Origin of the sequence: Acinetobacter vivianii (assembly GCF_014635885.1) — a bacterium.
In the GTDB taxonomy this organism is placed as follows: Bacteria; Pseudomonadota; Gammaproteobacteria; order Pseudomonadales; family Moraxellaceae; genus Acinetobacter; species Acinetobacter vivianii.
The window spans coordinates 452195-477561 of sequence record NZ_BMDR01000002.1; the positions used below are offsets into that span (position 1 = coordinate 452195).

Annotated in this window: 23 protein-coding genes and 3 tRNA genes; 18 read left to right on the forward strand and 8 right to left on the reverse strand. The window is 40.9% G+C overall.

Annotated elements, in window-relative coordinates; genetic code table 11:
* The first annotated feature begins 150 nt into the window (after nucleotides 1–150).
* Nucleotides 151–1038 (forward strand): LysR family transcriptional regulator ArgP, encoded by an 888-nt coding sequence (locus tag IEV36_RS05855; RefSeq protein ID WP_005259113.1) that lies wholly within the window; start codon nucleotides 151–153, stop codon nucleotides 1036–1038.
* A gap of 207 nt (nucleotides 1039–1245) precedes the next feature.
* On the opposite strand, the gene IEV36_RS05860 is transcribed toward IEV36_RS05855, so the two are convergent.
* The gene (locus tag IEV36_RS05860; RefSeq protein WP_005259112.1) at nucleotides 1246–1581 is read right to left on the reverse strand and encodes a hypothetical protein; all 336 of its coding nucleotides are present in this window, start codon (nucleotides 1579–1581) and stop codon (nucleotides 1246–1248) included.
* 319 nt (nucleotides 1582–1900) lie between these two features.
* On the opposite strand from IEV36_RS05860, the gene IEV36_RS05865 reads away from it, so the two are divergent.
* From IEV36_RS05865 to IEV36_RS05875, 3 genes are all read left to right on the forward strand, one after another.
* The gene (locus tag IEV36_RS05865; RefSeq protein ID WP_005259108.1) at nucleotides 1901–2317 is read left to right on the forward strand and encodes a J517_1871 family lipoprotein; all 417 of its coding nucleotides are present in this window, start codon (nucleotides 1901–1903) and stop codon (nucleotides 2315–2317) included.
* A gap of 61 nt (nucleotides 2318–2378) precedes the next feature.
* Entirely contained in the window at nucleotides 2379–3002 is a 624-nt protein-coding gene (locus tag IEV36_RS05870; protein WP_005259106.1) for a MarC family protein, read from the forward strand.
* Between the two features lie 212 nt (nucleotides 3003–3214).
* Nucleotides 3215–3736, forward strand: a complete 522-nt coding sequence (locus IEV36_RS05875; protein ID WP_004770386.1) for an acyl-CoA thioesterase — start codon at nucleotides 3215–3217, stop codon at nucleotides 3734–3736.
* A gap of 136 nt (nucleotides 3737–3872) precedes the next feature.
* Here IEV36_RS05875 and IEV36_RS05880 read toward each other — a convergent pair whose 3' ends face one another.
* A complete protein-coding gene (locus IEV36_RS05880; protein WP_004770385.1) occupies nucleotides 3873–4058 on the reverse strand; it encodes a hypothetical protein in 186 nt (61 codons plus the stop codon).
* Nucleotides 4059–4536: 478 nt separating this feature from the next.
* On the opposite strand from IEV36_RS05880, the gene IEV36_RS05885 reads away from it, so the two are divergent.
* From IEV36_RS05885 to pgaD, 7 genes are all read left to right on the forward strand, one after another.
* Nucleotides 4537–5550, forward strand: coding sequence for a CobW family GTP-binding protein (locus IEV36_RS05885; protein ID WP_005259104.1), 1014 nt, complete (start codon nucleotides 4537–4539; stop codon nucleotides 5548–5550).
* Between the two features lie 81 nt (nucleotides 5551–5631).
* Nucleotides 5632–6162 (forward strand): YaeQ family protein, encoded by a 531-nt coding sequence (locus tag IEV36_RS05890; protein WP_005259102.1) that lies wholly within the window; start codon nucleotides 5632–5634, stop codon nucleotides 6160–6162.
* Nucleotides 6163–6192: 30 nt separating this feature from the next.
* Nucleotides 6193–6534 carry an FKBP-type peptidyl-prolyl cis-trans isomerase gene (locus tag IEV36_RS05895; RefSeq protein ID WP_005259098.1) on the forward strand — a complete coding sequence of 114 codons (342 nt, stop codon included), beginning with the start codon at nucleotides 6193–6195 and terminating at the stop codon, nucleotides 6532–6534.
* A gap of 366 nt (nucleotides 6535–6900) precedes the next feature.
* Nucleotides 6901–7302 (forward strand): hypothetical protein, encoded by a 402-nt coding sequence (locus IEV36_RS05900; protein ID WP_004770378.1) that lies wholly within the window; start codon nucleotides 6901–6903, stop codon nucleotides 7300–7302.
* Nucleotides 7303–7560: 258 nt separating this feature from the next.
* Nucleotides 7561–9558, forward strand: a complete 1998-nt coding sequence (pgaB, locus tag IEV36_RS05905; protein ID WP_004770377.1) for a poly-beta-1,6-N-acetyl-D-glucosamine N-deacetylase PgaB — start codon at nucleotides 7561–7563, stop codon at nucleotides 9556–9558.
* A 12-nt stretch (nucleotides 9559–9570) separates the two neighbouring features.
* Nucleotides 9571–10827 carry a poly-beta-1,6-N-acetyl-D-glucosamine synthase gene (pgaC, locus tag IEV36_RS05910; RefSeq protein ID WP_005259095.1) on the forward strand — a complete coding sequence of 419 codons (1257 nt, stop codon included), beginning with the start codon at nucleotides 9571–9573 and terminating at the stop codon, nucleotides 10825–10827.
* A 33-nt stretch (nucleotides 10828–10860) separates the two neighbouring features.
* Nucleotides 10861–11277 carry a poly-beta-1,6-N-acetyl-D-glucosamine biosynthesis protein PgaD gene (gene pgaD / locus IEV36_RS05915; RefSeq protein ID WP_005259094.1) on the forward strand — a complete coding sequence of 139 codons (417 nt, stop codon included), beginning with the start codon at nucleotides 10861–10863 and terminating at the stop codon, nucleotides 11275–11277.
* Between the two features lie 131 nt (nucleotides 11278–11408).
* Here the strand turns inward: pgaD and IEV36_RS05920 are convergent.
* Nucleotides 11409–11494: transfer RNA gene (locus IEV36_RS05920), tRNA-Leu, on the reverse strand.
* 212 nt (nucleotides 11495–11706) lie between these two features.
* On the opposite strand from IEV36_RS05920, the gene IEV36_RS05925 reads away from it, so the two are divergent.
* Nucleotides 11707–13467 carry an alkaline phosphatase D family protein gene (locus IEV36_RS05925; RefSeq protein ID WP_005259092.1) on the forward strand — a complete coding sequence of 587 codons (1761 nt, stop codon included), beginning with the start codon at nucleotides 11707–11709 and terminating at the stop codon, nucleotides 13465–13467.
* 124 nt (nucleotides 13468–13591) lie between these two features.
* Here the strand turns inward: IEV36_RS05925 and IEV36_RS05930 are convergent.
* Together IEV36_RS05930 and IEV36_RS05935 are read right to left on the reverse strand one after the other, a co-directional pair.
* Nucleotides 13592–13677, reverse strand: a tRNA-Leu gene (locus IEV36_RS05930).
* Nucleotides 13678–13685: 8 nt separating this feature from the next.
* Nucleotides 13686–13759, reverse strand: a tRNA-Cys gene (locus IEV36_RS05935).
* 152 nt (nucleotides 13760–13911) lie between these two features.
* On the opposite strand from IEV36_RS05935, the gene folD reads away from it, so the two are divergent.
* From folD to IEV36_RS05950, 3 genes are all read left to right on the forward strand, one after another.
* Nucleotides 13912–14760 (forward strand): bifunctional methylenetetrahydrofolate dehydrogenase/methenyltetrahydrofolate cyclohydrolase FolD, encoded by an 849-nt coding sequence (gene folD, locus IEV36_RS05940; protein WP_005259091.1) that lies wholly within the window; start codon nucleotides 13912–13914, stop codon nucleotides 14758–14760.
* 48 nt (nucleotides 14761–14808) lie between these two features.
* Complete coding sequence (locus IEV36_RS05945; RefSeq protein WP_005259089.1) at nucleotides 14809–15477, forward strand: class I SAM-dependent methyltransferase; 669 nt, start codon at nucleotides 14809–14811, stop codon at nucleotides 15475–15477.
* 145 nt (nucleotides 15478–15622) lie between these two features.
* The gene (locus IEV36_RS05950; protein WP_005259087.1) at nucleotides 15623–15907 is read left to right on the forward strand and encodes a GNAT family N-acetyltransferase; all 285 of its coding nucleotides are present in this window, start codon (nucleotides 15623–15625) and stop codon (nucleotides 15905–15907) included.
* Nucleotides 15908–15959: 52 nt separating this feature from the next.
* Here IEV36_RS05950 and IEV36_RS05955 read toward each other — a convergent pair whose 3' ends face one another.
* Nucleotides 15960–16382 carry a hypothetical protein gene (locus tag IEV36_RS05955; RefSeq protein ID WP_004770368.1) on the reverse strand — a complete coding sequence of 141 codons (423 nt, stop codon included), beginning with the start codon at nucleotides 16380–16382 and terminating at the stop codon, nucleotides 15960–15962.
* A gap of 260 nt (nucleotides 16383–16642) precedes the next feature.
* Between IEV36_RS05955 and glpK the strand changes: the two genes are divergently transcribed.
* From glpK to glpD, 3 genes are all read left to right on the forward strand, one after another.
* Nucleotides 16643–18157 (forward strand): glycerol kinase GlpK, encoded by a 1515-nt coding sequence (glpK, locus tag IEV36_RS05960; protein WP_005259085.1) that lies wholly within the window; start codon nucleotides 16643–16645, stop codon nucleotides 18155–18157.
* A gap of 53 nt (nucleotides 18158–18210) precedes the next feature.
* Nucleotides 18211–18969 carry a DeoR family transcriptional regulator gene (locus tag IEV36_RS05965; protein WP_004770366.1) on the forward strand — a complete coding sequence of 253 codons (759 nt, stop codon included), beginning with the start codon at nucleotides 18211–18213 and terminating at the stop codon, nucleotides 18967–18969.
* Nucleotides 18970–19229: 260 nt separating this feature from the next.
* Nucleotides 19230–20750 carry a glycerol-3-phosphate dehydrogenase gene (gene glpD / locus IEV36_RS05970; protein WP_005259080.1) on the forward strand — a complete coding sequence of 507 codons (1521 nt, stop codon included), beginning with the start codon at nucleotides 19230–19232 and terminating at the stop codon, nucleotides 20748–20750.
* 44 nt (nucleotides 20751–20794) lie between these two features.
* On the opposite strand, the gene IEV36_RS05975 is transcribed toward glpD, so the two are convergent.
* Together IEV36_RS05975 and IEV36_RS05980 are read right to left on the reverse strand one after the other, a co-directional pair.
* The gene (locus IEV36_RS05975; RefSeq protein WP_005259078.1) at nucleotides 20795–22987 is read right to left on the reverse strand and encodes a TonB-dependent siderophore receptor; all 2193 of its coding nucleotides are present in this window, start codon (nucleotides 22985–22987) and stop codon (nucleotides 20795–20797) included.
* A gap of 196 nt (nucleotides 22988–23183) precedes the next feature.
* A complete protein-coding gene (locus IEV36_RS05980) occupies nucleotides 23184–25013 on the reverse strand; it encodes a phosphoenolpyruvate carboxykinase (GTP) (protein ID WP_005259074.1) in 1830 nt (609 codons plus the stop codon).
* Nucleotides 25014–25367 lie beyond the last annotated feature (354 nt).

Below are 25367 nucleotides of genomic sequence, written 5' to 3' on the forward strand. Positions count from 1 at the left end.
TTTAACTTCTGACGGAGCATTCAATCTGATCTTGAAAGAAAGGGAGATTTCGCGTATTGAAAATTTATGTTTGCTATTATCTTTTTTAAATTAGAAAAGTCAGTAAAATTAAGATTGTTTTGGGTTACCTAAATTTTTTTAAGGTTTGTGATGCTAGATACTAAACAATGTGAAGCTTTTTTCGCAGTTGCGGAGAACGGAAGTTTTGAACAGGCGGGGGCACAGCTTTGCATTACCTCTTCTGCTGTCACATTAAGAGTGCAGGCTTTGGAAAAAGAGTTGGGCAAGCTGTTATTGATCCGTGGTCGTCCTTGTGTGCTTACGCAAGCTGGACAACAGTTATTTGAGCATTTGCAGCATGTAAAGCGTTTAGAGCAAAACATGCTGCACGATTTGACGGGTGGCGCTGAATCAAACTTTTTTAAGGCGGTGATTGCTTCAAATGCTGATTCTCTAGCGACATGGTTATTGCCGACCTTAAAAGACGTTCTGATCAAACAGAAAATTGCGCTTGAGATTCGAATAGATGACCAGTCTCATACCTATTCCTTATTAGAAAAGGGAACGGTCAGTGCCTGTATTTCGATTGAAGATAAGCCGATGCGGGGCTGTCATACTGAATATTTGGGTGTGATGCGTTATCGAATGGTTGCGACTCAACAATTTAGTCAAAAATGGTTTGCAGACGGTATTCATCGGGAAAGCTTAAGGACTACACCTGCGATTATCTTTAATGATAAAGATCGTATGCATTTCGATATTCTGGAAAAAAGTTACGGTCTAATGAAAGGCAGCTATCCTTGTCATTTCATTCCTTCTTCGGAATCTTTTGTGACTGCAATTAAATTGGGACTGGGCTATGGCATGGTGCCAGCGCTTCAGTTGGTGAGTGAAAATAAAACGGATGCTCTGGTTGAGTTGCTACCAGAAGCGAAAATAGAAGTGCCATTGTATTGGCATCACTGGAATCAGCAATCCAATCCGTTGCAGCTTTTAACTAAACATATTGTGAGTCACGCAAAGACAATTCTGATCTAAAAAATATAAAGGTTACTCTTTTAAGATAAATATTATATATTTTTATGCACCGCATATTATATGAGAATTTTTTAAAAACTCTCATATTGGATTTATATTGAGTCGCTTCTAAATAATAATCTCAGTATAAAAATATAATGAGACGTTATTTAGAAGCGATACTGAAAATAGATGAACCTTGTCCTTTATTTTCCGCGCCTTAACTCACTAGAAAATTCTAGAACTATCGATGTATTGTTTAGAAATATGATTTAAGGCTGTGAGGATTGAAGCTGCATCCTCAGTGGCTAAAGCCGTACTGATTTCCTGCATATAATGAGTGAGTTGGGCTTTTACCTTGTTTGAAAAATCAGGGGTGACAGGTTGATCTTCGTAGAGCAAAACATAGTTTTTTGTGAAACCATAAACCAGCAATAAAGCACAATGCTCCAGAGGGTTTTCGGCATTGATAATTGCCTGTTCACATTGGTTTTTTATTTGTTTGTAGGCATCCGTTCCATTTGGAAGTGTTTGAAAGGTTTCAAAGATCGTTTGGAAAGTCATTTGAATTACTCGCTCAAAAAGAAAATCTACAGATGAATTGAGTAGAAATCAAGTCATAATTTTGTATTTAAATTAATTATTACAAAGTGCTCACATTTAATGGAGTCGGTATTGGCTTATTAAGATAAAAATGAAAATTTTTATATTCTCATTCAAAATTATTATTTTTAGATCACTATTGAAAAAATAGCAGAGTAACGTCGAAGTGATCTAAATTTCTTAACATTTCCGATACTAGCTATATACATGCGCTACAAATTAAAAAAAGCTTAAATGTGGGAAAATAGAAGGAATTCTTTTATTTTTATTAGTTTAGGTGATGGTTGTGAAGAACATTTTATTACCCGGGATTTTCGCTTTTGCTTTGGTGGGCTGTACTTCGATAACAACCATGACACCCGCTCAATTTAATCAGTTAAGTGCTACCCAACTACCATTTTCAGGCAGTTGGTCAGGGGAGGCGGGTTCGTCGATGGCTGTTTTAAATCTGAATCGTCAGGGAAGTGGCGTATTGTGTCTGGACGATCGTAAGGAAGCGATGTCTTATAACGTGAAGTTGGTCGACAATGTGCTTTACAGTGATCAAGGCGTGAAATTTAATGTGAAAGCATTAAATAATAGCAATGCAAAAATACGCGTGAGTCTGTTGGGGCTAGGGGTGACATTGGATCTGAATAAAGATGATCAGCTCAACAATGTGACACCGCGTTGTAAGTCATTGGTCGCAGGTTCATAAGCGCGATATCTGATTTTTATGTTGATCGTTTTTAATATTTTCCGCTGATAACGAGAGTGCCATGTTTTCTCCTTATATTCATGCATTTGCATTGTTTTTCTCACTCTTAAATCCCTTCCTGATGAGTGTTTATATGGTGGGGATGATCCGCAATACGGATGCCAAAATATTTAGTAAGGCATTGATTCAGGGGAGTTTGATTGCTTTTGGGGTATTTATCCTGTTTGCATGGGGCGGCGAGAACATTTTTAGTCGCTATTTGAATGTGCGTTTTGAATCTTTTCAAATTTTTGGCGGTTTAATCTTTCTGGTCATTGGCTATCGTTATGTGTTTCAGGGCGCAGAAACCATTGGTGAAATGCGCGGCGCACCTGAGCATCTGGCGGGCACAATTGCGATGCCTTTTATGATCGGCCCAGGTACGATTAGTGCGGCGGTTGTAACAGGGGTGAGCATACCTTTTACAGGCGCAATGGCGGTGATCGCATTAACCTTGATTTTGACCTGTAGTATTCTCATCCTGATGAAATTTGGTCACGATCACCTTCGCTATAAACATGCCAAATATATTGACCGGTATTTTGATATCGTTGGCCGTTTATCTGCCTTGCTGATTGGTACGATCGCGATTGATATGATCGTGAATGGCGTAGTAGGATTGATTCGTTCAGCCAATCTAAGCTAAACCGCTTAGGATCTGAATTTCTGAAATTGGAGCTGTTTTTATATGGGAGAGAATGTCAATCTCCCTTGTAGAAACAGCTTTAATGTCATTATTTCAAATGAATAAATAGACAGATCATAAAAATAATTGATGATGTTTTAGCATTTTGCGCATATTTTTATCTGCATGAATAAATGATAATAATGAGGTTGCATTCTTAATGAGCTCTTCTCATGTATCAATTAGATCAAGCGAACCAGGCACCTGACGACCAGTCAGAGTTGACCATGACCGTTTTGATGACGCCTGATATGGCAAACTTTTCAGGCAATGTTCATGGGGGTACGATCCTCAAGCTGTTAGATCAAGTTGCGTATGCTTGTGCAAGTCGATATTCGGGGAGCTATGTGGTGACTTTATCGGTTGACCGCGTAAATTTCAAAGAGCCGATTTATGTGGGTGAACTGGTGACATTTCTGGCCAGTGTGAACCATGTTGGCCGTACTTCAATGGAAATCGGTATTCGTGTCGAAGCACAGAATATCCAGAATAGAACCATACGCCATACCAATACCTGTTATTTCACCATGGTCGCAGTTGATGAGCAGCGTAAGCCAAAAGAAGTACCACAATTAAATTTAGATACTGAGTGGAAGCGTTGTCGTTTTGAGGCAGCAGAGCAACGTAAAGCAACGCGTTTGCAAGAAGTCCATCAACCTTCATGCAGTATGTTTAAAAAGTCAACGCAGTGCTAATGCTTTAAGTTTTAGATCATTTAAAATAAAAAATCGGACCGCAGCATGGTCCGATCTTTTTTACATTGGTAATGAAATAAGCGTTAGATCATTACGAATGTTGGTCTAAAGATTTGGAGGAAATCTTTAGATCTGCTTAGTTTGTTGGTGCTGGAGTAGATGCAGGTGCTGTAGCATCAGTTGCAGCTTGAGTACCAGGTTGCTCTTGAGTTGAAACAACAACTTGGTCCTGAGTTTGAGCTTGTTCTTCAGCTGTTGCTGCGAATGAAGAAGCTGCTGCAAGAGTAAGAGTTGTTGCAAGAAGAGTTTTGATAAGTTTCATGTTTGGCATCCTTATTTCATTTAAAATAACAGCCATCAATGGATGATTCGGTTAATCCAAATCTCTCATTTCGGCATGAGGTCCATGCTATGGGCCAAACGTTTTTGCGGCAACATCCTTAACAATCTATTACGTCATTCTTAACAATATGAAATATTGGGTCGCTTTATGTAGTTGCTATGTAAAACAGCATGGAGAAATTAAGGATGAAAATGTATGGAAATATGTTTTTGTGGTCAAAAAACAAGCTGGTTTTTTACGTATTTTAAACATTGATTTAAGTTTGACGAATATCTATTAATTGAATAAACCATTTAGTTTTCAACATTAAATAAGCTTTCTAGATATTGTTTGTGATGCATATCTCTTTATTTTTAATTAGTGAGTCAAAAGGCAAGTTATATTAAATCTCTATTCTTTAATTTATTTAATAAATTTTTCTCTTTAAAATGAAATAAATTTTTAATGCGAGTGCATCGTGAAATTTCTTGCTCCCAAAACGGTTCCAACCCATATTATTTCTGGTTTTCTTGGAGCGGGTAAAACCACTTTATTACAGCATTTACTGACGCAAAAGCCTGAGAATGAGACTTGGGCGATATTGATGAATGAATTTGGGCAAATTGGTGTGGATCAGCAACTGATTAGCCAACAGCAAGGTTATGCAGTTAAAGAATTATTAGGCGGTTGTTTATGTTGTAGTAGCCAATTGCCGATGCAAATTGCACTTGCGCGTTTATTAACTGAAAGCAAGCCTGACCGTTTATTTATTGAGCCGACGGGTTTGGGGCATCCAGCTCAACTTTTGGAACAATTGACTGAGCCACATTGGCAAAGCAGTTTGGCGATGCGAGCTTTGGTGATTGTGGTAGATGGTAGCCGTTTGCATGATGAGGCATGGGTTAAGCAAAACTTATATACCGATCAACTTAAAGCGGCACAAATTGTGGTGTTATCTCATATCGACTGTATGACAGCAGCAGATCGTCAAGCTTATATGGCGTTAAAACAAGAATATGAACCTTATGTCCAATATTGGATTGAAGCTGAAAATGGACAAGTGGATATTCAACAATTAGATATTCAACAGCAAGCGCTGCAACGAAAAATTCAGCCTTTATTAAAGATACAGCAAGCACAGCCGATGCATGCGCCAAACGCTGAGATTAAACAGCTTCCTTATCATTATATTGAAACAGCTAAGGGCTATACGGTCGCAGGCTGGAAACTTCCCAAACGCTGGCAGTTTGATTTTTATGATTTGCTGGATGTGTTGTGCGCGCAGCAAGACTGGGTGCGTATTAAGGGAATCTTCAATACCGATCAGGGCTGGAAAAGTTTTAATTTCAATCCGCAGCAATTTAACTATAAATCTGCCGAAGAGGGTATTGATAACCGGATTGAGGTGATTACGCAGTCTGAGCAGGATTGGCTGGCATTTGAGACTCAGTTGTTGGCTTGTCGCAATCCTGAAGATTCGTCGACCACCTGAATAATTCAGCGCATTCTTGCCCGTAAAATAGAGTATGCTTAGCGCCAAATTTGAGAGCATCGCATTTTAAGAGTATCGTTTATGGCGTTAAAAGCAACAATATATAAGGCAGACCTGAATATTGCCAATATGGATGAGCATATCTATGCAGATTACCAACTGACACTTGCTTTGCATCCATCAGAAACGATTGAGCGTTTAATGGTTCGTATTCTTGCTTATGCACGTTTTGCCGATGAGCGTCTGGAATTTACCAAAGACCTGTTTGAAACAGATGAGCCTGCTTTATGGCAAAAAGATCTGACTGGACTTTTAGAAAAGTGGATTGAAGTGGGTTGCCCATCGGAAGATAAAGTCAAAAAGGCCAGCGCACGTTGTAAGCAGGTGGCAGTCGTGACTTATGGCTCACAGGCGGACGACTGGTGGCAGAAGAATAGCAAGATTAAAACCTTAAACAATGTGCAAGTATGGCAATTGGCTCCTCAAACCACGCAAGCACTTGAAAGCTTATGCGAACGTACCATGCAATTACAGCTCAATATTATGGATGGCGAATGGTCGTTGTTAAGTGACAAAGGTCAGGTCGACATTCAATGGCAACAATTGCAATAATCTTGGTTTGAGTAATGTGGAGAGATAGAAATGACTGCAGAATTAGAAATTATTGATTTAAAAATAGGTGAAGGTAAAGAGGCAGTTCGTGGTGCTTTGATCACGACTCACTATACAGGCTGGCTGGAAGATGGCACAAAGTTTGATTCTTCACTTGATCGCGGCAACTATTTTGAAACCGTGATTGGTACAGGCCGTGTGATCAAAGGTTGGGATCAGGGCATTATGGGGATGCGAGTAGGCGGAAAGCGTAAATTGATCGTTCCTGCACACTTGGCTTATGGCACACGTAAGATTGGGAAAATTATCCCAGCTAATGCCAATCTGACTTTTGAAATCGAACTTTTTGATGTAAAAACGCGCGACGAATAACACGTTTGTCATGTCGAAATTAAAGTGATTTAGTCTTATTTTTGAGCTAAATCACTTTAAAATCAAATACCTATTAATAAAAATGCAATCTCCAACTAACATTTTGATTTTTATATAAATTTCTTTTATCTGAATTATACGGCAACCCAAGAGAAAAATATTGATTCTGTATACAGTCCTGTATATCTTTGAGTTAAAAGAGCAATTTTCTACGATTCTATTTTAAAGCACGATTATTCAATACAGGTCGTGAAAGTTTGCACTTCGGATTACTACGGGTGGATGGGGGAACAGTCACTTGTAGTTTATCCACGATAAAAATATGGCAATAAGCAACGATAAGAATTTGAGTGAGTAGAGGTGGGTATGAATGATTATTTGGATATCACTGCATCAGAATTATTAAGAGAGCTCGATCATTTTTTTCTGATCGATACGCATGATGGCGCACAGACTGGTTTCTGGGTCAATGAAAAAGCCCTGATGGATAAACATTACTGGCTGGATGGTGAATATAAAGTAGAAATTTTGAGATCATTACAGCCCTCACATCAATATGCGCCGCATGATTATAAAATTACCCGTTTAGCCTCAGGGGAAGATGACAGTAATGTGGTATTGCTGGAATATGATGGTGTCCATAAAAAAATATTGACCTTTCGCCGTGGAGAATGGGTGAACCGTTTAAATAAATATTTTTATCAAAAAGAGCGTCATTATTTACAGCAACTCGCAGAGCATCCAAATTTTCAGTCAATCCAGTATTAATTTAACTCGCTCGCTGCTTGAAAACTCCTAATGTTGCTTGTCATCTTAGGAGTTTTTAGATTTTTGTTAATCAATATGCAGTTATCGTGTGATTTATTTCATAAAAAATACTTTTAAGTTTATTTTCAGTTTTTAAAATTATAAATACAATCCATATTCCCAGCTGATCATTTAAATCATCTTGTGTTTCCATAAACGGTAAGATGATTCAGGCATGCTTTGCGATCAGCACATTTCTAATCTTGAGACGATATCTCTATGACAACACGTTTAGTGTCTCCGACCTTAAATGCATTTTTAGGTCTTGTGTTTGGCGTGGTTGCAAGCACCACTACTTTTGCGGCAAAACCAAAAATTGATGCGACCACCTTAACCGTCATTGGCTATCATGAAATCACAGACAGAAAAGATGCGCTGATTCCTAGTTATTCGGTGACTGCACAACAGTTCAGTGAGCATATCGACTGGCTCAAGAAAAATGGCTATCACTTTATTAATGTTGATCAATTGATCAAGGCACATCAAGGTAAATATAAGTTACCCACAAAACCTGTTTTACTAACAGTTGATGATGGCTATCAATCTTTTTATCAAAATGCTTATCCAATTATTCGTGCGAAAAAAATCCCGGTTGTTTTGGCTGTAGTCGGATCGTGGCTAGAACCAAAGGCGGGCCAAAAGGTGGACTTTGGTGGTGAGGAAATTGCACGTAATAAAATCTTGAGTTGGGAAGAACTTAAAGAAATGCAAAACAGTGGCTTGGTGGAAATTGCCAGCCACAGCTATCATTTGCATCAAGGGATTAATGCCAATCCACAGGGCAATCTGGAACCTGCTGCAATTGCGCGAATTTATGATCCAAAAAGCAAAAGCTATGAAAGTGATGCAACTTATCAGGCACGTGTTTTTGGAGACCTGAAAAAGAACAATGAGCTACTAAAAGCACATGGTCTTCGTTCACCGCGTGTTATGGTCTGGCCTTATGGTCGTTATAATATGCAACTGGTACAAGCCGCGAAACAGCTCGGTATGCCAATTACCATTACACTGGATGATGGGGCAGACCATGCCAAGCAATCCTTACAGAATATGAGTCGTATTCTGATTCAGGGCAGTATGTCGACCAGCGCACTAGCACAAGAAATTAAAAACCGTGAACTGAACCTGAACGACAATAATCGCCCGCAGAAAATCATGCATGTTGATCTGGACTATATTTATGATCCAGATGAGAAGCAGCAAGAACGTAATCTGGATCATCTGATTGACCGTATTAATGGCATGGGCGTCAATACCGTCTATTTACAAGCTTTCTCCGATCCAGATGCCAACGGCTCAGCAGATATGGTGTATTTCCCGAACCGTCATATTCCAATGCGTGCGGACTTGTTTAATCGTGTGGCTTGGCAAATCCAGACCCGCACACCTGTACAACGTTTATATGCGTGGATGCCATTATTGGCTTGGGAACTGCCAAAAACGGATCCTGTATCTAAAGATCTGGTTGAAACCCAGCAGGCAAAAGAAGGTGACCATTTGAATATGGGTTATATCCGTCTCAGCCCATTCTCGCCAGAAGCACGTCAAACCATTAAGGAAATTTATCAGGATTTGGCAAAATCGACGCCGTTTGATGGTTTGTTGTTCCATGATGATGTGACCTTGTCTGACTATGAAGATGCCAGCCCAGAAGCTTTAGCTGCTTATGCAAAACAAGGCTTGCCGACCGATTTGGCAAAAATTCGTGATAATGATGCTGATTTGCAAAAATGGACAGCGTATAAGACGCGTTATTTAGATGATTTTGCGATGGAGCTGGCAGGAGAGGTGCGTCAATATCAACCTTTCCTCGTTACTGCTCGTAATCTATATGCACAAGTGGCGTTAAATCCGTATGCGGAAAACTGGTATGCCCAATCCTTAGAGCAATCGATCAACCGTTATGATTTCACTGCAATCATGGCGATGCCTTATATGGAACAATCTGAGAATCCAGCAAAGTTCTACAGTGATATTTTAAATCGCGTGAAAAAATATCCAAATGGCATTAAAAAGACGGTCATGGAGTTGCAGGCCATTAACTGGCGCAACAATGAAAAGGTGCCTTCTGAAGAGATGTCAGCGACAATCAAGTCTTTATATGAGCAAGGTGCGATGCATATTGCCTATTATCCTGATGATCCGATCAAAGGACATCCAGATGTAGAAACAATGCATAAGGCTTTTAGTCTAAAATCATCTCAATTAGTACCATAGTGGAGTAATGAGATGAGTTGGATTGCTTTATTGTGGTCATACGCCATTAAGTTTGTTTTTTACTATCCCTTATTTATGTCGTATTTGTGGATGGTCGGAGCAATCATTTTCTACTGGAAAGAGCGTCAGGATCCGCCTTATCAGCAACCCGCCACTTTGCCTGAATACCCAAAAGTTGCGGTATTGGTACCCTGTTTTAATGAAGGGGACAATGCCGAAGAAACCATTAGCCATGCACTGAAACTGGATTATCCAAACTTTGAAGTCATCGCAATTAATGATGGTAGTTCTGATAATACAGGGGAAGTACTGGATCGCTTAGCGACACAGTATGACAAATTGCGTGTGGTGCATTTAGCACAAAATCAGGGTAAGGCAATGGGACTGCAAGCGGGCAGTTTGATGACTGATGCTGAATTCCTGATCGGGATTGATGGCGATGCCTTGCTGGATCCACATGCCGCAAAATGGATGATGCGACACTTTCTGGAAGATCCAACGGTTGCGGCTGTAACAGGCAACCCACGTATCCGGACCCGTTCAACATTGCTTGGACGGATTCAGGTTGGGGAGTTTTCTTCGATTGTCGGTATGATCAAGCGTGCTCAGCGTACTTTTGGCCGTTTATTTACAGTATCTGGTGTGATTACCGCATTCCGTAAAAGTGCTGTGCATCAAGTGGATTATTGGTCACCGAACATGTTGACTGAAGACATTGATATCACATGGAAACTGCAACGTGCAGGCTGGGATGTACGTTTTGAGCCAAATGCACTGGTGTGGATTTTAATGCCTGAAACCTTCAATGGTCTATGGAAGCAGCGCTTGCGTTGGGCCATGGGTGGGGCACAGGTGCTGGTCAAGAATATTGATGTATTCCTGAAACCAAAATTAAATTTTTTATGGCCTTTGATGTTTGAGCTGTGTTTGACACTCATTTGGTCATATTTGATGCTTATTATGGCTGTGATCTGGTTATTGCATTTTATTTTTGCAATACCGGCACTGGCTATCGTCAGCTCACCATTTTTACCGTATGGTAGTGGAATTTTATTGGGGGCAACCTGTTTAATTCAGTTTGCTTTAAGCAAATGGATGGATAGTCGTTATGAACCAAACTTAGGGAAAAATTATTATTGGATGATTTGGTACCCATTTGTGTTTTGGTTGATCACGATTACTGCTACAATCGTCGCCTTTCCAAAGGTCCTGTTGCGTAATGATGAAAAGCGTGCCCGTTGGATTAGCCCAGATCGTGGAATTCGTTGAATCGCAAAGATTCATTTTTGCTGAGAAAAAGCAATGAAAGCAGACAGTTTGATTATTGATGTACGTCGCCAGCTCCCATGGCACAAACGTTATTTTTCGACAACAACAACCGCAATGATGTGGGCAGCCTGGCTATTATTATGGCGTCCATTTATTTTGGTGTGGGTGTTGGTTGAATTACAAAAGACCCATATTGCCCAGCGTTTGATGTCGGCATTTAGTGATGGTCTTGAGCACGGTGTAACTGCCTTATTTATGTGTGCAGTTGCGTTATTGCTTTGGGGATTGTTGCCTGCCAAACGTGTGCATCAAAAACATGTGGTGGAAAAGACACTGCCTGACTACGCACGTTATTTTGAGCTCCCTGAGCAAGAAATTCAGGCCGGACGTCAGCAGAAAGTGAGTGTTGTTCATCATGATGAGAATGGTAAAATTATTCGGGTGGAATAATCATTATTGTTTTATATCGAATGCCTGAGTCTTTTGCTCGGGCATTTTTATTTTGTAGTGTTAAATTTCAGGCATAAAAAAACCAGCTTACGCTGGATTTTTATTTGCACCATATTTCATTAGTTGAAAAATGGTGCCCGAGGCCAGACTCGAACTGGCACGCTTTGTGGGCGGGGGATTTTAAATCCCCTGTGTCTACCGATTTCACCACTCGGGCATGTGCGCAATAATAGAGGACACTTTAAAACTTGGCAAGAGTAAAACTCACTATTTGCTTTCTTTTCAAGCGATTCATGCAGTTATCTGATAAAAAATAAACGGCAAAGGCTTCTTTTCATGATTATTTCATTAAACTGAGATCAAAGCTTCATGTTGGCAAATTAACTTTACCCATTTATTTAAACGAATAAAAGTAAAGGTAGCTATCACATGACAGCAAAAATTTCTCGGCGGGAACTCATTCAAAAAAGTTTATTCGGTTTCGGCGCGTTATCTTTATCGGTTGGCTTCACAGGGTGTAATGATAGCTCTGATCAGGAATCTTCAACTTTAAAAGTCAATTTTGAACATGGGGTTGCCAGTGGTGATCCGTTGAAAGATCGTGTGATCTTATGGACGCGTTTGACACCCAATGACAGCAGTGCACGTTTGCAAGTCACTTGGCAAATTGCACTGGATGACCAATTTAAGCAGATCGTAAAAACGGATAAGGTGACAACGGCTGCATCGCAAGATTTTACCGTGAAGGTCGATGCGACAGGGTTGATTCCAGATCAAAGTTATTTCTATCGTTTTATCTTTGGAGATAAAATTTCTCCAGTCGGACGAACCAAAACTTTGCCCACCAGCACCTCTAAAGTCAGTTTCGCAGTGTGTTCATGCTCGAATTATCCAGCAGGCTATTTTTATGTCTATCGTGAAATGGCCAAGCAAAATGTCGATGTGATCATCCATCTGGGGGACTATATTTATGAATATGGTGCCACTGGCTATGCCACGGAAGAAGCGAAGGAGCTGGGACGGACATTACCCGCAGATAATGATAAGGAAATTATCAAGCTGGATGATTATCGCAAGCGTTATGCACTCTATCGTGAAGATCTGGATTTGCAGGCAGCACATCAACGTCATCCCTTTATTGTGATTTGGGATGACCATGAGTTAGCCAATGATACATGGCGAGAGGGTGCGGAAAATCATCAGCCAGATGAAGGGCCTTTCTTAGAGCGTAAACTTGCCGCATTACAGGCTTATTTTGAATGGATGCCGATTCGTCCAGTTGATGATCAACATACCAAGATTTATCGCCAATTCGATTTCGGTAATTTGGTTCAGTTAACCATGTTAGATACCCGTATTATTGCGCGTGATGAACAACTTGATTATGACGACTATCTGACAGCTACAGGACTGGATATTGCCAAGTTTCAGGCTGATTTAACCAATCCCGCACGTACTTTGATGGGTTATACCCAACGAGACTGGTTGCTTGGAAAATTACAGCAATCAACAGCGACATGGAATGTCTTGGGTCAGCAAATTCTTATGACCAAAATGCTGGTACCTGCTGAGTTACTGTTTGCGTTGGCAGAAATTACTTCGGGAAATCCGAGTGATGAAACTTTGGAAAAAATGAATGCGCAGATTACTGAGCTGATTACCTTGAAAATCCGTTTGCAGAAAGGTGATCCGACGCTAACCGCACAAGAAAAAGCACGTGTGTTAACTGTCGCACCTTATAACCTTGATGCATGGGATGGTTATTTTGCAGAGCGTGAAATTCTGTATGGTACTTTGGCGCAATTAAAGAAAAAAGTCGTGGTGCTGGCAGGTGATACGCACAATGCATGGTCTTCTAATCTATATAGCAAAGATGGGGCATTTGTCGGCGTAGAGCTTGCCACCAGTTCGGTATCTTCACCGGGTTTGGAAAAGTATCTGAATATTCCTTTGGCGCAGTTACAGCAATTCGAATTTGCTTTTAATACATTAATTGATGAATTGAATTATTGCAATTTGAATCAGAGAGGGTATTTGATGGTTCAGTTTGATGAGACACAAGTCCAATCCCAATGGATTTATCTGGATTCAATCAAAAAACCTGTATATGCGATTGATCAAAGCCGTGGCTATCAGTTAAGTCTGGATAAAAATTTATTGCCAATGAAAACTGCTCAACAGGTGGCATAAATTTAAAAGTAGCAAAGGCCAAGCTATCGTGCTTGGCTTTTTTTCTTGTGACCCAAATTTCAGGCATAAAAAAACCAGCTTACGCTGGATTTTTATTTGCACCATAATTTCATTAGCTGAAAAATGGTGCCCGAGGCCAGACTCGAACTGGCACGCTTTGTGGGCGGGGGATTTTAAATCCCCTGTGTCTACCGATTTCACCACTCGGGCTTTACCAATGGAGGCGGAGGTCGGAATCGAACCGGCGTACACGGAGTTGCAGTCCGCTGCATGACCACTCTGCCACCCCGCCATCTCTTGGTGATGCACATATTAGCAATCTTTAAAAAAAAAACAATAGTGTTTATCGCGAATATGCACATAAAAACAACATCTAAAAGAATATTGGTCAAATTATCATGTATTATTTACCCAATTCATTCATACCCACTTTGGAGATGCGCTGTGGCATTGGTTTTAGACGGTCGTGCATTAGCAAAACAAATTGAAACGGATTTGTTGGTACGTGTAGAAGCATTAAAAGCAAAATCGGGACGTACCCCAATCTTGGCCACCATTCTGGTTGGCGATGATGGTGCATCTGCAACTTACGTGCGTATGAAGGGAAATGCTTGCCGCCGTGTCGGTATGGATTCTCTTAAAGTTGAACTTCCAAAAGAAACCACAACTGAACAGCTTTTGGCTGAAATTGAAAAATTAAATGCCAATCCAGATGTTCACGGGATCTTGTTACAACATCCAGTGCCTGAACAAATTGATGAAAGAGCGTGTTTTGATGCGATTTCATTAGAAAAAGATGTGGATGGTGTGACTTGTCTTGGTTTTGGTCGTATGGCAATGGGCGAAGCAGCATATGGTTCTGCAACACCAGCGGGCATCATGACGATTCTAAAAGAAAACAATATTGAAATCGCAGGTAAACATGCTGTAGTGGTGGGCCGTTCAGCGATTTTGGGTAAACCAATGGCAATGATGCTATTACAAGCCAATGCAACTGTGACCATTTGCCATTCACGTACACAAAATCTTTCTGATCTTGTAAAACAGGCAGATATTATTGTGGGTGCAGTGGGTAAAGCTGAATTAATTCAAAAAGACTGGATCAAGCAAGGTGCAGTTGTCGTTGATGCTGGTTTCCATCCACGTGATGGTGGTGGTGTAGGTGATATCCAGTTGGTCGGCATCGAAGAAGTTGCGTCTGCTTATACACCAGTACCAGGTGGGGTAGGTCCAATGACCATTACCACATTAATTCGTCAAACCGTAGAAGCTGCTGAAAAAGCATTAGGATAAGCATTATTAACCCCTCGCTAAGAGGGGTTTTTTTAGAATTAAACAAATATGAGTTGTACTTTTCAATTTGCCAAAGCCCCTGACCAATTGCTTAAAGCATTGCATGAAGTGATTCCAAACACGGATTTGCTGGCACAGCAACTGCCTGAAACACCGATTTCACTCTGGTTAATTCCACCTGTATTTCCAACAGATCGTTTAGATGATGAAGTGATCCGAAGAATCTGGAATGAAACACCGTACTGGATTTTTTGTTGGGCATCTGGACTGGCAATGGCGCAATGGTTATTGGCAGAGCCGCACCATGTCAAAGATAAAGTGGTGCTGGACTTTGGCGCTGGATCTGGTGTGGTCGCCATTGCAGCAAAAATGGCGGGCGCAAAACGAGTGATTTGCTGTGATATTGATCCTGTCAGTTTGGCATCATGTCGTGAAAATGCACTATTGAATGATGTTGAACTGGAATATCTGGATGATTTATATCAAGCAGAGCAAGTCGATGTGCTGCTAGCAGCCGATGTACTCTATGATCAATGTAATCGTTTCTTTTTAGATGAATTCTTGAAATTTGCACCAGAAGTGTGGGTGGCAGATAGTCGGGTGAAGAATTTTAGCCATCCTCAATATCTAAAAATTGACGAACGTAGTGCCACAACGTGGCCTGATCTGGATGAATCCAAAGAATTCCGAAATGTGAGTTTTTATCGTACTAAATAAAAGTGATTGTGGTTAAGGATGACCACGATTGCCTCATAAATAAATATAAAATTTTAACAAAGCAGGGTTAACGCCCATGTTAAAACATTGAAGTTAAAAAAATGAAATTTTGCGACTGGATTGAATAACAAGATGAGGAGTGCACATGGGAATTGAACAAACTGATGATGGTAAACATGGCTCATTCAAGCTGCTGGAAGATGGCGTGCTAGCGGGAGAAATGGCATATACATGGGCAGGAGATAGCATGTTAATTATTGACCACACGGATGTCAGCGATCAATTTCGTGGTCAAGGTGTTGGACACAAGCTTCTACATGAATTAATCGCATTCGTCAGGCAGCGTCAGGTGAAAGTCATTCCTTTATGTCCTTTTGCAAAATCTGTATTTGATAAAGATCTCTCTATTCACGATGTTCTAAAACGATAAAAAAAGGACGTATTCTGAGCTGAATACGTCCTTTTTTTCACAATCAGCCTGATCAAGAACAGGTGTAACGTACAACTTTTAATGTAGTTGGACGTGTTTCAAGTGCCTGACGGGTCGCATAACCTTCGCTATTATTTAAGTCTGGCGAGTTCGATAGACCAAAAGTTGCGCGACTGTTACCGAGTTTGACGCCGTATTGTTCTTGCTGTGTCGGATTCATAATTTCATTAACGCTAAGCACTGAAATTTTGTAGTTTTTTTCTGCACCTAACACTTGCTTACAAGCGTGTTGTAACTTTTTCTCGTCAATATCACGATTGCTGTGAGCGGCAAGTGTATAAGCAATCGTCGCCGAAGTTGTTGTTTTATTTTCAATTTGATAGCCAGTCACACCATTATATTGATGTGGACTGCTTTGACAGGCTGCAATAAGAAGAGTACCGCTTACAAGAAAGAATAAATTCGTTTTTTTCATATCAATGGTCCTGTTATTTCTGCTTTTAGTATCGCATAAAAACAGTTTTTTATTGTGAGTTATCTTTAAAACACGGGCTATTCATCGTTTTTATGTTCAAAGTTAAAGAAAGAATTTTCGTTTTCGAACAATTTTGCATATAATCTGCCAAGTTTTTATTTAATACAGAAGTCATTGCTTTTTTGCAGTATCTAGAGCCCGTTTTTTAACGGGCATTTAATTTATTGCACTATACACAAGCAAGTCTGGATAGGTATGTCATGATCTCTACAGATAGTCAAAAAAAATACGTGGTTGCATTTGACCAAGGTACAACGAGTTCACGTGCAATCGTATTGGATCACGATGCGAATGTCATCAGTATTGCTCAGCGTGAATTTACGCAAATTTACCCACAACCAGGTTGGGTTGAGCATGATCCTATGGAAATCTGGGCGACGCAAAGCGCAGTATGGGTAGAAGCTTTAGCGCAGGCAAGCATTTCAAGTGATCAGATTGCAGCGATTGGGATCACTAACCAACGCGAAACAACGGTCATCTGGGATAAGCAGACAGGTAAACCTATCTACAATGCAATTGTATGGCAAAGCCGTCAAAGCAATGAGATTTGTAATCAGCTTTGTCAGGATGGTTGGCAAGACTACGTGCGTAAAGTGACGGGCTTGGTGATTGATCCATATTTCTCGGCAACAAAAATTAAGTGGATTCTTGATCGTGTTGAGGGAAGTCGTGAGCGCGCAGAACGTGGCGAACTGTTATTTGGTACAGTTGATACTTGGTTATTGTGGAAACTGACCAATGGTCAAGTCCATGTGACTGATTACACCAATGCATCACGCACCATGTTATTCAACATTGAAACATTGGAGTGGGATGACAAGCTACTTGAAGCATTAAACATTCCGAAAGCAATGTTGCCAGAAGTGCGTAGTTCTTCTGAAGTTTATGGTTATACCCACACGATTAGTGGTCAGGAAATTGGAATTCCAATTGCCGGGATCGCGGGTGATCAACAGGCAGCCTTGTTTGGTCAAATGTGTGTTGAAGTTGGTCAGGCAAAAAATACCTACGGTACGGGCTGTTTCTTGCTCATGAATACAGGTAAACGTATTGTTCAGTCAGATCACGGTTTGTTGACCACGATTGCATGTGGTGCGCGTGGTGAAGTGAACTATGCATTGGAAGGTGCGGTATTTAATGGTGGCTCATGTGTACAGTGGTTACGTGACGAGCTGAAAGCTATTAATGACTCACATGATTCTGAATATTATGCAACCAAAGTAAAAGATAGCAATGGGGTCTATGTTGTGCCTGCCTTTACTGGCTTGGGTGCACCGTATTGGGATCCGACTGCACGTGGTGCGATTTTGGGTATTACCCGTGGTGTGAGTATTGAACACATTATCCGTGCGACCTTGGAATCGATTGCGTATCAGACACGTGATGTACTGGATGCCATGCAACAGGATTCGGGTGAAAAGTTACGTACCTTACGTGTGGATGGTGGTGTAACTGCAAATAACTTCTTGATGCAGTTTCAAGCAGACATTATGGGCACTTCGGTAGAACGTCCAGCAATGAAAGAAACAACGGGTATGGGCGCAGCCTTCCTTGCGGGTCTGGCCGTCGGTTTCTGGTCTGACTTGAACGAATTAAAAAGTAGAATGACCATTGAAAATACCTTTACACCAGAATGCGGTCAGGAAGTGACTGAAAAACTGTATAAAGGTTGGTTAAAAGCAGTCGGACGTACTCGTGATTGGGCGGAAGATTAAGCTAAAATAACCAGATTGAGTAAGACGTAAAAAATAATACAGGATGGATGAGCATGAGCTTGATATTGCGCCAACAGAAAACCCTCGAGTTAGTGAGAGAACGTGGCTATATCAGTATTGAGGAGCTTGCTCAACATTTTGATGTTACCCCGCAAACCATCCGTCGTGATATTAATCAATTGGCGGATGAAGGGTTATTACGTCGTTACCATGGTGGCGCAGCGCATGATTCAAGTGTAGAGAACACTGAATATACGATGCGTGTCGGCCATATGCTGGAAGAAAAAAGAACGATTGCAGCCGCTGTCGCTGCAGCCGTTCCAGATCATGCTTCATTATTCATTAATATTGGTACCACAACCGAAGCAATTGCGCATGCATTGTTAAATCATACTGGTTTGCGGATTATTACCAATAACCTTAATGTTGCGAAAATCCTCAGTACCAAAGAAGACTTTGAAGTTCTGATTGCCAGTGGTCGTGTTCGCCCAGATGGTGGGGTAATTGGACAGGCGACTGCGGACTTTTTTAAACAGTTCAAAGCGGATTATGCACTGGTTGGGATCAGTGGAATCGAAGAGGATGGGACTTTACTGGATTTCGATTTTCAGGAAGTTTGCGTTTCTCAAGAAATCGTTTCCAGCGCACGTCAGGTTTTTCTTGCTGCCGATAGTAGTAAATTTGGTCGTAATGCCATGATTCGCTTAGGCTCACTGAAGCAGGTGGATTGTATTTTTACCGATCAGCAGCCGAATGATGCCTTTATGAAAACCATTCAGGAACTGGATGTTGGTTTGATTATTGCAAAATAAATCTTCATTTCCGAAAAATTGTTACTTTTCTTGAGCTAAAGGCTTTTGGCTCAAGAGCACTTTATTAAAATAATCCTGATTCTCTTATAAACATTAGCTTTTCATCGTTTTCATCTTTGCATTGTCTTGCTTTTCATTTTTGACCATTTATCTAAAAATGTTTAGAAATTGGGTTTTTTGCGCTCATTTTTTATTGTTTATTTTCATTTAACATGTTTAAATGTTCGTAATTGAACAATAATGAACATTTTCGGTGATTTATGCAAACCTCTCCTCAGTTAAATGACAAAATTTATGATCTTGCTGTGATTGGTGGTGGTATCAACGGTGTTGGTATCGCAGCTGATGCATCAGGACGTGGTTTGTCTGTCTTCTTGTGCGAAAAAGATGATTTGGCGAGCCATACATCTTCTGCAAGTAGTAAGCTCATTCATGGTGGTCTACGCTACCTTGAACATAAAGAGTTTCGCTTGGTACGTGAAGCCTTAGCTGAACGTGAGGTATTGCTAGCAAAAGCACCGCATATTATTCGTCCTATGCGCTTTATCATGCCGCATCGTCCGCATTTGCGTCCAGCTTGGTTAATTCGTACAGGTCTATTCTTCTACGATCATCTTGGTAAGCGTGAAAAATTATTGGGTTCAAACAATGTCTATTTTAAAGAAGACAGCCCTTTAAATGCGGCGATTACCCGTGGTTTTGAGTATTCAGATTGTGCTGTCGATGACGCTCGTCTGGTTGTGCTCAATGCAATGCATGCCCGTGAAAAAGGTGCAGATATTGTGACACGTACCCGTTGTTTATCAGCACAACGTGAAGGGCAGTATTGGGTCGTTGTTCTAGAAAATGAAAAAGGTCAATTCCAGATTAAAGCAAAAGCTTTGGTGAATGCTGCTGGTCCTTGGGTGGCGCAGTTTATCAAGCAGGATTTACAGCTTAAATCACCATACGGTATCCGTTTGATTCAGGGTAGTCACATCATCGTGCCGAAACTGTATGAAGGCGAAAAAGCATTTATTATGCAAAATGATGACCGTCGTATCGTCTTTGCTATTCCATATCTGGATCAGTACACCATGATTGGAACGACAGACCGTGAGTATCAAGGTGATCCTGCACAAGTGAAAATTACACAGGAAGAGACCGATTATCTGATCAAAGTGAGCAATGCACACTTTAAAAATCAGTTAACGCAAGCTGACATTGTGTCGACTTTTGCGGGTGTTCGTCCATTGTGTGATGATGAGTCTGATAATCCATCTGCAATTACCCGTGACTATACCTTAGCACTGTCTAAAGAGTCGGATGATCAAGCACCATTACTTTCAGTATTTGGCGGTAAATTAACAACTTATCGTAAGTTGGCTGAGTCTGCTATGCAGCAGTTAAAACCATTCTTCCCTGAAATGAAGGGTAGCTGGACTGCAACAGAAGCTTTACCGGGTGGTGAAAATATGGAGTCGGCTGAACAGCTGGCAAAAGAAATACGCGCACAAATTACTGATGCTTCTGAAGCTTTAGCAAAACGTTGGGCATCTGCATATGGTTCGCGCATCTGGAATATTTTGGGTGATGCAACTTCGGTTGAGCAGCTTGGACAGCATTTTGGTCAAGGCTTGTATGCAAAAGAAGTTGACTACTTATGTGCTTTTGAGTGGGTAAGCAACAGTCAGGATGTTTTATGGAGACGTTCTAAACTTGGTCTAAACTTTGCGCAAAGCGAGATTGAAAGTTTAGATGCGTATTTGGCAAATAAACCACATACAACTGTTGCCGCTTAAGTCTTTTCATAAAAAAAGCCCTCTGATTTAGAGGGCTTTTTTTATTAGTATTTAAATTTCAGGGCGACGGTGTAATTTGCTGGTTCTCCGTAGAATGCCTGTCCATCAGTGAAGCTGTTCAGGTATTTTTTATCGGTGACGTTATCGGCATTGGCTTGAATGCTAAAGTTTGGACTGACTTCATAACTCGCCATTAAGTTAAGCAAGGCGTAATCACTTTGTTTGAGATAAGTGTTGTAGCTTGGATCAAAGCGTGTGATTTTGCTTTGCCATTTTAGACCTGCACCAACTTTCAGTTTTGGCAGCTGGGTAGGCGAGTAGGTGGTTAACAGATTAAAGCTTTGGGTTGGATTGTAGGTTCGTGCTGCGCCACCATTTTTCAGATCTTGCAGGCTAAATTGGGTATAGCCGAGAGAAACATTGACTTGATCTGTTAATTGTCCAGCTAAGCCAACTTCTACGCCTTGTGAACGTAAGTCGCTGATTGCTGACGTACGGTTGAGCGGGTGGCTATCTGTCGGTCTGAGAGGATAATTATTTTCTTCAGTTCTAAACACCGCAAGTGTGCCTGTTAGTTTATTGTCTAACCATGCACTTTTTACGCCGATTTCGTAGCTTTTACCTTCGATTGGATCGGCTACTTTTCCTGTTGTTTGATCCACTGAAGTTTGTGGGCGGAAAATTGAGGTATAACTCATATAACCTGTATATTCAGGGGTAAAGTTATAAGTAATACCCGCATATGGTGATACCTTGCTTTCATCATAATTCATTGGTGAGCTATAACTTGAGCCTTCACTCTTGGCTTGAACATAGTTCGCACCCAATGTGAGTTTGAGGTCATTGGTCAAATGTAGGCGTGTTGCAGCATAAACGGATTGGTTGCGTTGGGTGTAATCCGCAGCATCCGTTAAGGCACTCCATGTTACGTTGTTTGGTGTCCAGCTTGCCCAGCCAGTTGTACATTGTGTTGGATAGCTATTTGGGGCTGTACCACGAGTACATGTTCCGATATTACTGTCGAGGATTGTTCCAGATTTTTGCTTATCCTTTTGTTCGCTTTGAGAAAAAGTGTATCCCACAATTGCTTCATGTTCGCGGCCTAAAAGATCGAATTTACCCTGTAGGTTAAAATCGGCAGTTTGCAATTTATTATGTTCTGTTCCGCCCCAAGCTGTCAGATCTACATCTGAGCCATCCGCTTTAGGATAGCCATAATAGTAGAGTAATTGGCTTTGACGCTCTTTTTCATTGTAGTTATAGCTAAGATTAGCCGACCATGTTTCCAGAAATTTTTGTTTTAATTCAATGAAGGCATTTCGAGAGGTGTTGTCCCAATATGCCCAGTCTGGGTTTGGATTGTAAGAACGATCATAAGTGATCTGTTTCCCTGAGGAATCCATGAGGGGTAAAGCCCCCCAGTTGTTGGCATTTGGTTTGGTTTTTTCTTGGCTGGCACCCACTGTAAGTAGGGTGCTATCCGTAAGATCAGCCTCTAAAACCCCTGCAATCCCATTTTTTTCGGAAGAATAGCGATCTAAATGTGAGTCACCTGTTTGTTCAAAGCCAGCAAGACGACCACGAATATTGCCACTTGGTGTGAGGCTACCAGAAGCATCTGCTTCGTAGCGTTGGGTGTCCCAAGAGCCATAGCTTAGTCCTGCATTGGCTTGAAACTCTTTAGTTGGGCGTTTGCGAATATAGTTAATGGTTGCGCTCGGGTCACCAAAGGCATTGGTTAATGCATCTGCACCTTTAATGACTTCAATGCGATCATAAAAGAAACTATCTGGATTGGTGTCATTATAATTCCATGCGCTTGCAGGAAAGCCTACGCCATCGACCAGAATGTTCGAAATCTCAAAACCACGTGCCATATACACAGAGCGTTCGGTTTCAGATGAATTGACGATAACGCCTGGCGTATTATTTAAAATGTCACGGGAGCTGGTAAGGCCAAAATCATCAATTTGTTGACGTGTGACAACATTAATGGTTTGAGGAACTTCTTTGGCTTCAATGTTGAGCTTGGTTGCACTTGAGCTATTTTTAATGGTGTAAGCTTTGGTTTTTTCGCTGGTACTATCATCCTGAGTAGCTTGAACTTTAATTGTTGGGAGTTGTTGCGATCCTTCATCAAGTGCATGGCTATATGAGCTGATACTGACTAATGTAGAGATTGCTAAAAAGAGAGGGGTGCGTTTGAACAGCGGAGAAGAACTCATGCCTACAACCATGTAAATGAGAAATATTATTATTACAATTATTGTTAATATTCGTTAACTTTGCAATTTATTTTGTCTAAAGCTTAATGGGAATAGTTAGAGCTAAGCAGGGGATTGATAGAAAATTTCGAAAAGCCATTAAAAAAGGCCGCCTAAGCGACCTTTTTATTCTCTTTGAATCCCCTTTTAAAGAGGGAAACGAAAGAAATTAAGCAGATTTAACAGCTGCTAATAATTCATTTTGACGATCTTTAAGTGCTTGAGGTAAGCGATCACCAAGTTTAGTAAATAGCTCGGTGTGGCTTTCAAGTTCTTTGATCCACTGGTCTTTATCTTGCGCTGTTACTGTGTTGAATTGTTCTTTAGAGAACTCAATACCAGTCCAGTTCAATTGTTCGTAAGTTGGAACATAACCGATTGGTGTCTCAGTCGCTTCAGCGCGGCCTTCACAACGATCGATGATCCACTCAAGAACACGCATGTTTTGACCAAAACCAGGCCATACGAAGTTGCCTTCAGCGTCACGACGGAACCAGTTCACGTTGAAGATTTTTGGTAATTTGTTACCAGCAGCTTCAGCTTTCGCGCCAACTTCTTTACCTAGTTGTAACCAGTGACCGAAGTAATCAGCCATGTTATAACCAGCAAATGGAAGCATTGCGAATGGGTCGCGACGAACGATACCTTGTTGACCAACAGCCGCAGCAGTTGTTTCAGAACCCATAGTTGCAGCTTTATAAACGCCATCAACCCAGTCAAATGCTTCAGATACTAAAGGCACTGTGTCTGCACGACGACCGCCGAAGATAAACGCAGAGATTGGTACACCCGCTGGATTTTCCCAGTCAGCATCAATCGAAGGGCATTGACCCGCAGAAACGGTAAAGCGTGAGTTTGGATGCGCAGCTTTTTCGCCTTCAACGTATGGTTGGCCTTTCCAAGTGATTAGATCAGCTGGAACTTCTTTAGTTAGACCTTCCCACCATACTTCGCCGTCTTTAGTCACTGCAACGTTGGTATAGATAACATCTTTATGCATCGTTGCGATACAGTTCGGGTTGGTTTTGGTATTTGTACCCGGTGCAACACCGAAGAAACCAGCTTCAGGGTTGATTGCGTATAAGCGACCATCTTCACCTGGTTTGATCCAAGCAATATCGTCACCTACAGTCTCAATCTTCCAGCCTTCATAGCCAGCTGGTGGAATCAACATTGCAAAGTTAGTTTTACCACAAGCAGAAGGGAATGCAGCTGCGATGTAGTGTTTTTCACCTTGTGGATTGGTCACGCCTAAAATAAGCATGTGTTCAGCTAACCAGCCTTGTTCACGACCCATTGCAGAAGCAATACGTAATGCTAAGCACTTTTTACCAAGTAAAGCATTACCGCCGTAACCAGAACCGTAAGACCAGATTTCACGAGTTTCTGGATAGTGAACGATATATTTTTCGTTGTTGCATGGCCAAGCAACATCTTTTTGACCATCTTTAAGCGGTGCAGCAACCGTGTGTACACATGGGATGAATTCGCCATCTGTGCCTAACACGTCATAAACTGCTTTGCCCATACGTGCCATTTTTGTCATGCTGACAGCAACGTAAGGAGAATCTGTTAATTCGATACCGATGTGAGCAATGTGGCTTCCTAAAGGACCCATCGAGAAGGGAACCACATACATGGTACGGCCTTCCATTGCGCCGTCAAATAATCCATTTAATTTTGCGCGCATTTCCGCAGGTGCAACCCAGTTATTTGTTGCGCCAGCATCTTCTTCATTTTGTGAACAGATATAAGTGCGGTCTTCAACACGAGCAACGTCAGAAGGATCAGAATTTGCAAGATAAGAACCAGGATGTTTTTCTTGGTTGAGCTTTTGCATGGTGCCGTTAGCGATCATCAAGTCCATTAGACGTTGATATTCCTCTTCGCTTCCGTCACACCATTCGATATTTGCTGGTTTGGTTAATTTTGCAATTTCTTCCACCCATGCAATTAGCTTAGGGTGACGAACGAATTCTGGTGCGTTCACTTGGGTCATGGTGATGCCTTTTTAAAGTGTGTACAACGTACAAGTTCTATCTACTGGATGACAGTAAGACAGATGAAGTAAAAAAAGTGGCTGTATTAAAGCATAAAATCATAAAAAATATAAGACTAAAGAATAGGGTGGGGTCTAAAGCATGGAATCCACTTTTGTTTTTAAAGTATTGTTTTTGTTTAATTTAATCATTTTATATTTTGCTATTTTGTTTTTTTATATATGTTATTTTTGTTATAAATTTTTAATAAAAACAATTATTTAGTATATTTTAAAATTTCTTGAGAATTGTTATTGATTATATGAATGAAGCTCATTCAAAATTTACATAAACAAGCTATTATTTGTTGATTT

Coding starts and splice junctions, on each gene's coding strand:
- IEV36_RS05860 (WP_005259112.1), bottom strand. CDS start 1,581: ATGACTTTCCAAACGATCTTTGAAACCTTTCAAACACTTCCAAATGGA.
- IEV36_RS05975 (WP_005259078.1), bottom strand. CDS start 22,987: ATGGTTGTAGGCATGAGTTCTTCTCCGCTGTTCAAACGCACCCCTCTC.
- IEV36_RS05955 (WP_004770368.1), bottom strand. CDS start 16,382: ATGAAAAAAACGAATTTATTCTTTCTTGTAAGCGGTACTCTTCTTATT.
- IEV36_RS05895 (WP_005259098.1), top strand. CDS start 6,193: ATGACTGCAGAATTAGAAATTATTGATTTAAAAATAGGTGAAGGTAAA.
- IEV36_RS05980 (WP_005259074.1), bottom strand. CDS start 25,013: ATGACCCAAGTGAACGCACCAGAATTCGTTCGTCACCCTAAGCTAATT.
- glpD (WP_005259080.1), top strand. CDS start 19,230: ATGCAAACCTCTCCTCAGTTAAATGACAAAATTTATGATCTTGCTGTG.
- glpK (WP_005259085.1), top strand. CDS start 16,643: ATGATCTCTACAGATAGTCAAAAAAAATACGTGGTTGCATTTGACCAA.
- IEV36_RS05925 (WP_005259092.1), top strand. CDS start 11,707: ATGACAGCAAAAATTTCTCGGCGGGAACTCATTCAAAAAAGTTTATTC.
- IEV36_RS05855 (WP_005259113.1), top strand. CDS start 151: ATGCTAGATACTAAACAATGTGAAGCTTTTTTCGCAGTTGCGGAGAAC.
- pgaC (WP_005259095.1), top strand. CDS start 9,571: ATGAGTTGGATTGCTTTATTGTGGTCATACGCCATTAAGTTTGTTTTT.
- IEV36_RS05870 (WP_005259106.1), top strand. CDS start 2,379: ATGTTTTCTCCTTATATTCATGCATTTGCATTGTTTTTCTCACTCTTA.
- IEV36_RS05965 (WP_004770366.1), top strand. CDS start 18,211: ATGAGCTTGATATTGCGCCAACAGAAAACCCTCGAGTTAGTGAGAGAA.
- IEV36_RS05950 (WP_005259087.1), top strand. CDS start 15,623: ATGGGAATTGAACAAACTGATGATGGTAAACATGGCTCATTCAAGCTG.
- IEV36_RS05945 (WP_005259089.1), top strand. CDS start 14,809: ATGAGTTGTACTTTTCAATTTGCCAAAGCCCCTGACCAATTGCTTAAA.
- IEV36_RS05890 (WP_005259102.1), top strand. CDS start 5,632: ATGGCGTTAAAAGCAACAATATATAAGGCAGACCTGAATATTGCCAAT.
- IEV36_RS05865 (WP_005259108.1), top strand. CDS start 1,901: ATGGTTGTGAAGAACATTTTATTACCCGGGATTTTCGCTTTTGCTTTG.
- pgaB (WP_004770377.1), top strand. CDS start 7,561: ATGACAACACGTTTAGTGTCTCCGACCTTAAATGCATTTTTAGGTCTT.
- IEV36_RS05880 (WP_004770385.1), bottom strand. CDS start 4,058: ATGAAACTTATCAAAACTCTTCTTGCAACAACTCTTACTCTTGCAGCA.
- pgaD (WP_005259094.1), top strand. CDS start 10,861: ATGAAAGCAGACAGTTTGATTATTGATGTACGTCGCCAGCTCCCATGG.
- IEV36_RS05875 (WP_004770386.1), top strand. CDS start 3,215: ATGTATCAATTAGATCAAGCGAACCAGGCACCTGACGACCAGTCAGAG.
- IEV36_RS05900 (WP_004770378.1), top strand. CDS start 6,901: ATGAATGATTATTTGGATATCACTGCATCAGAATTATTAAGAGAGCTC.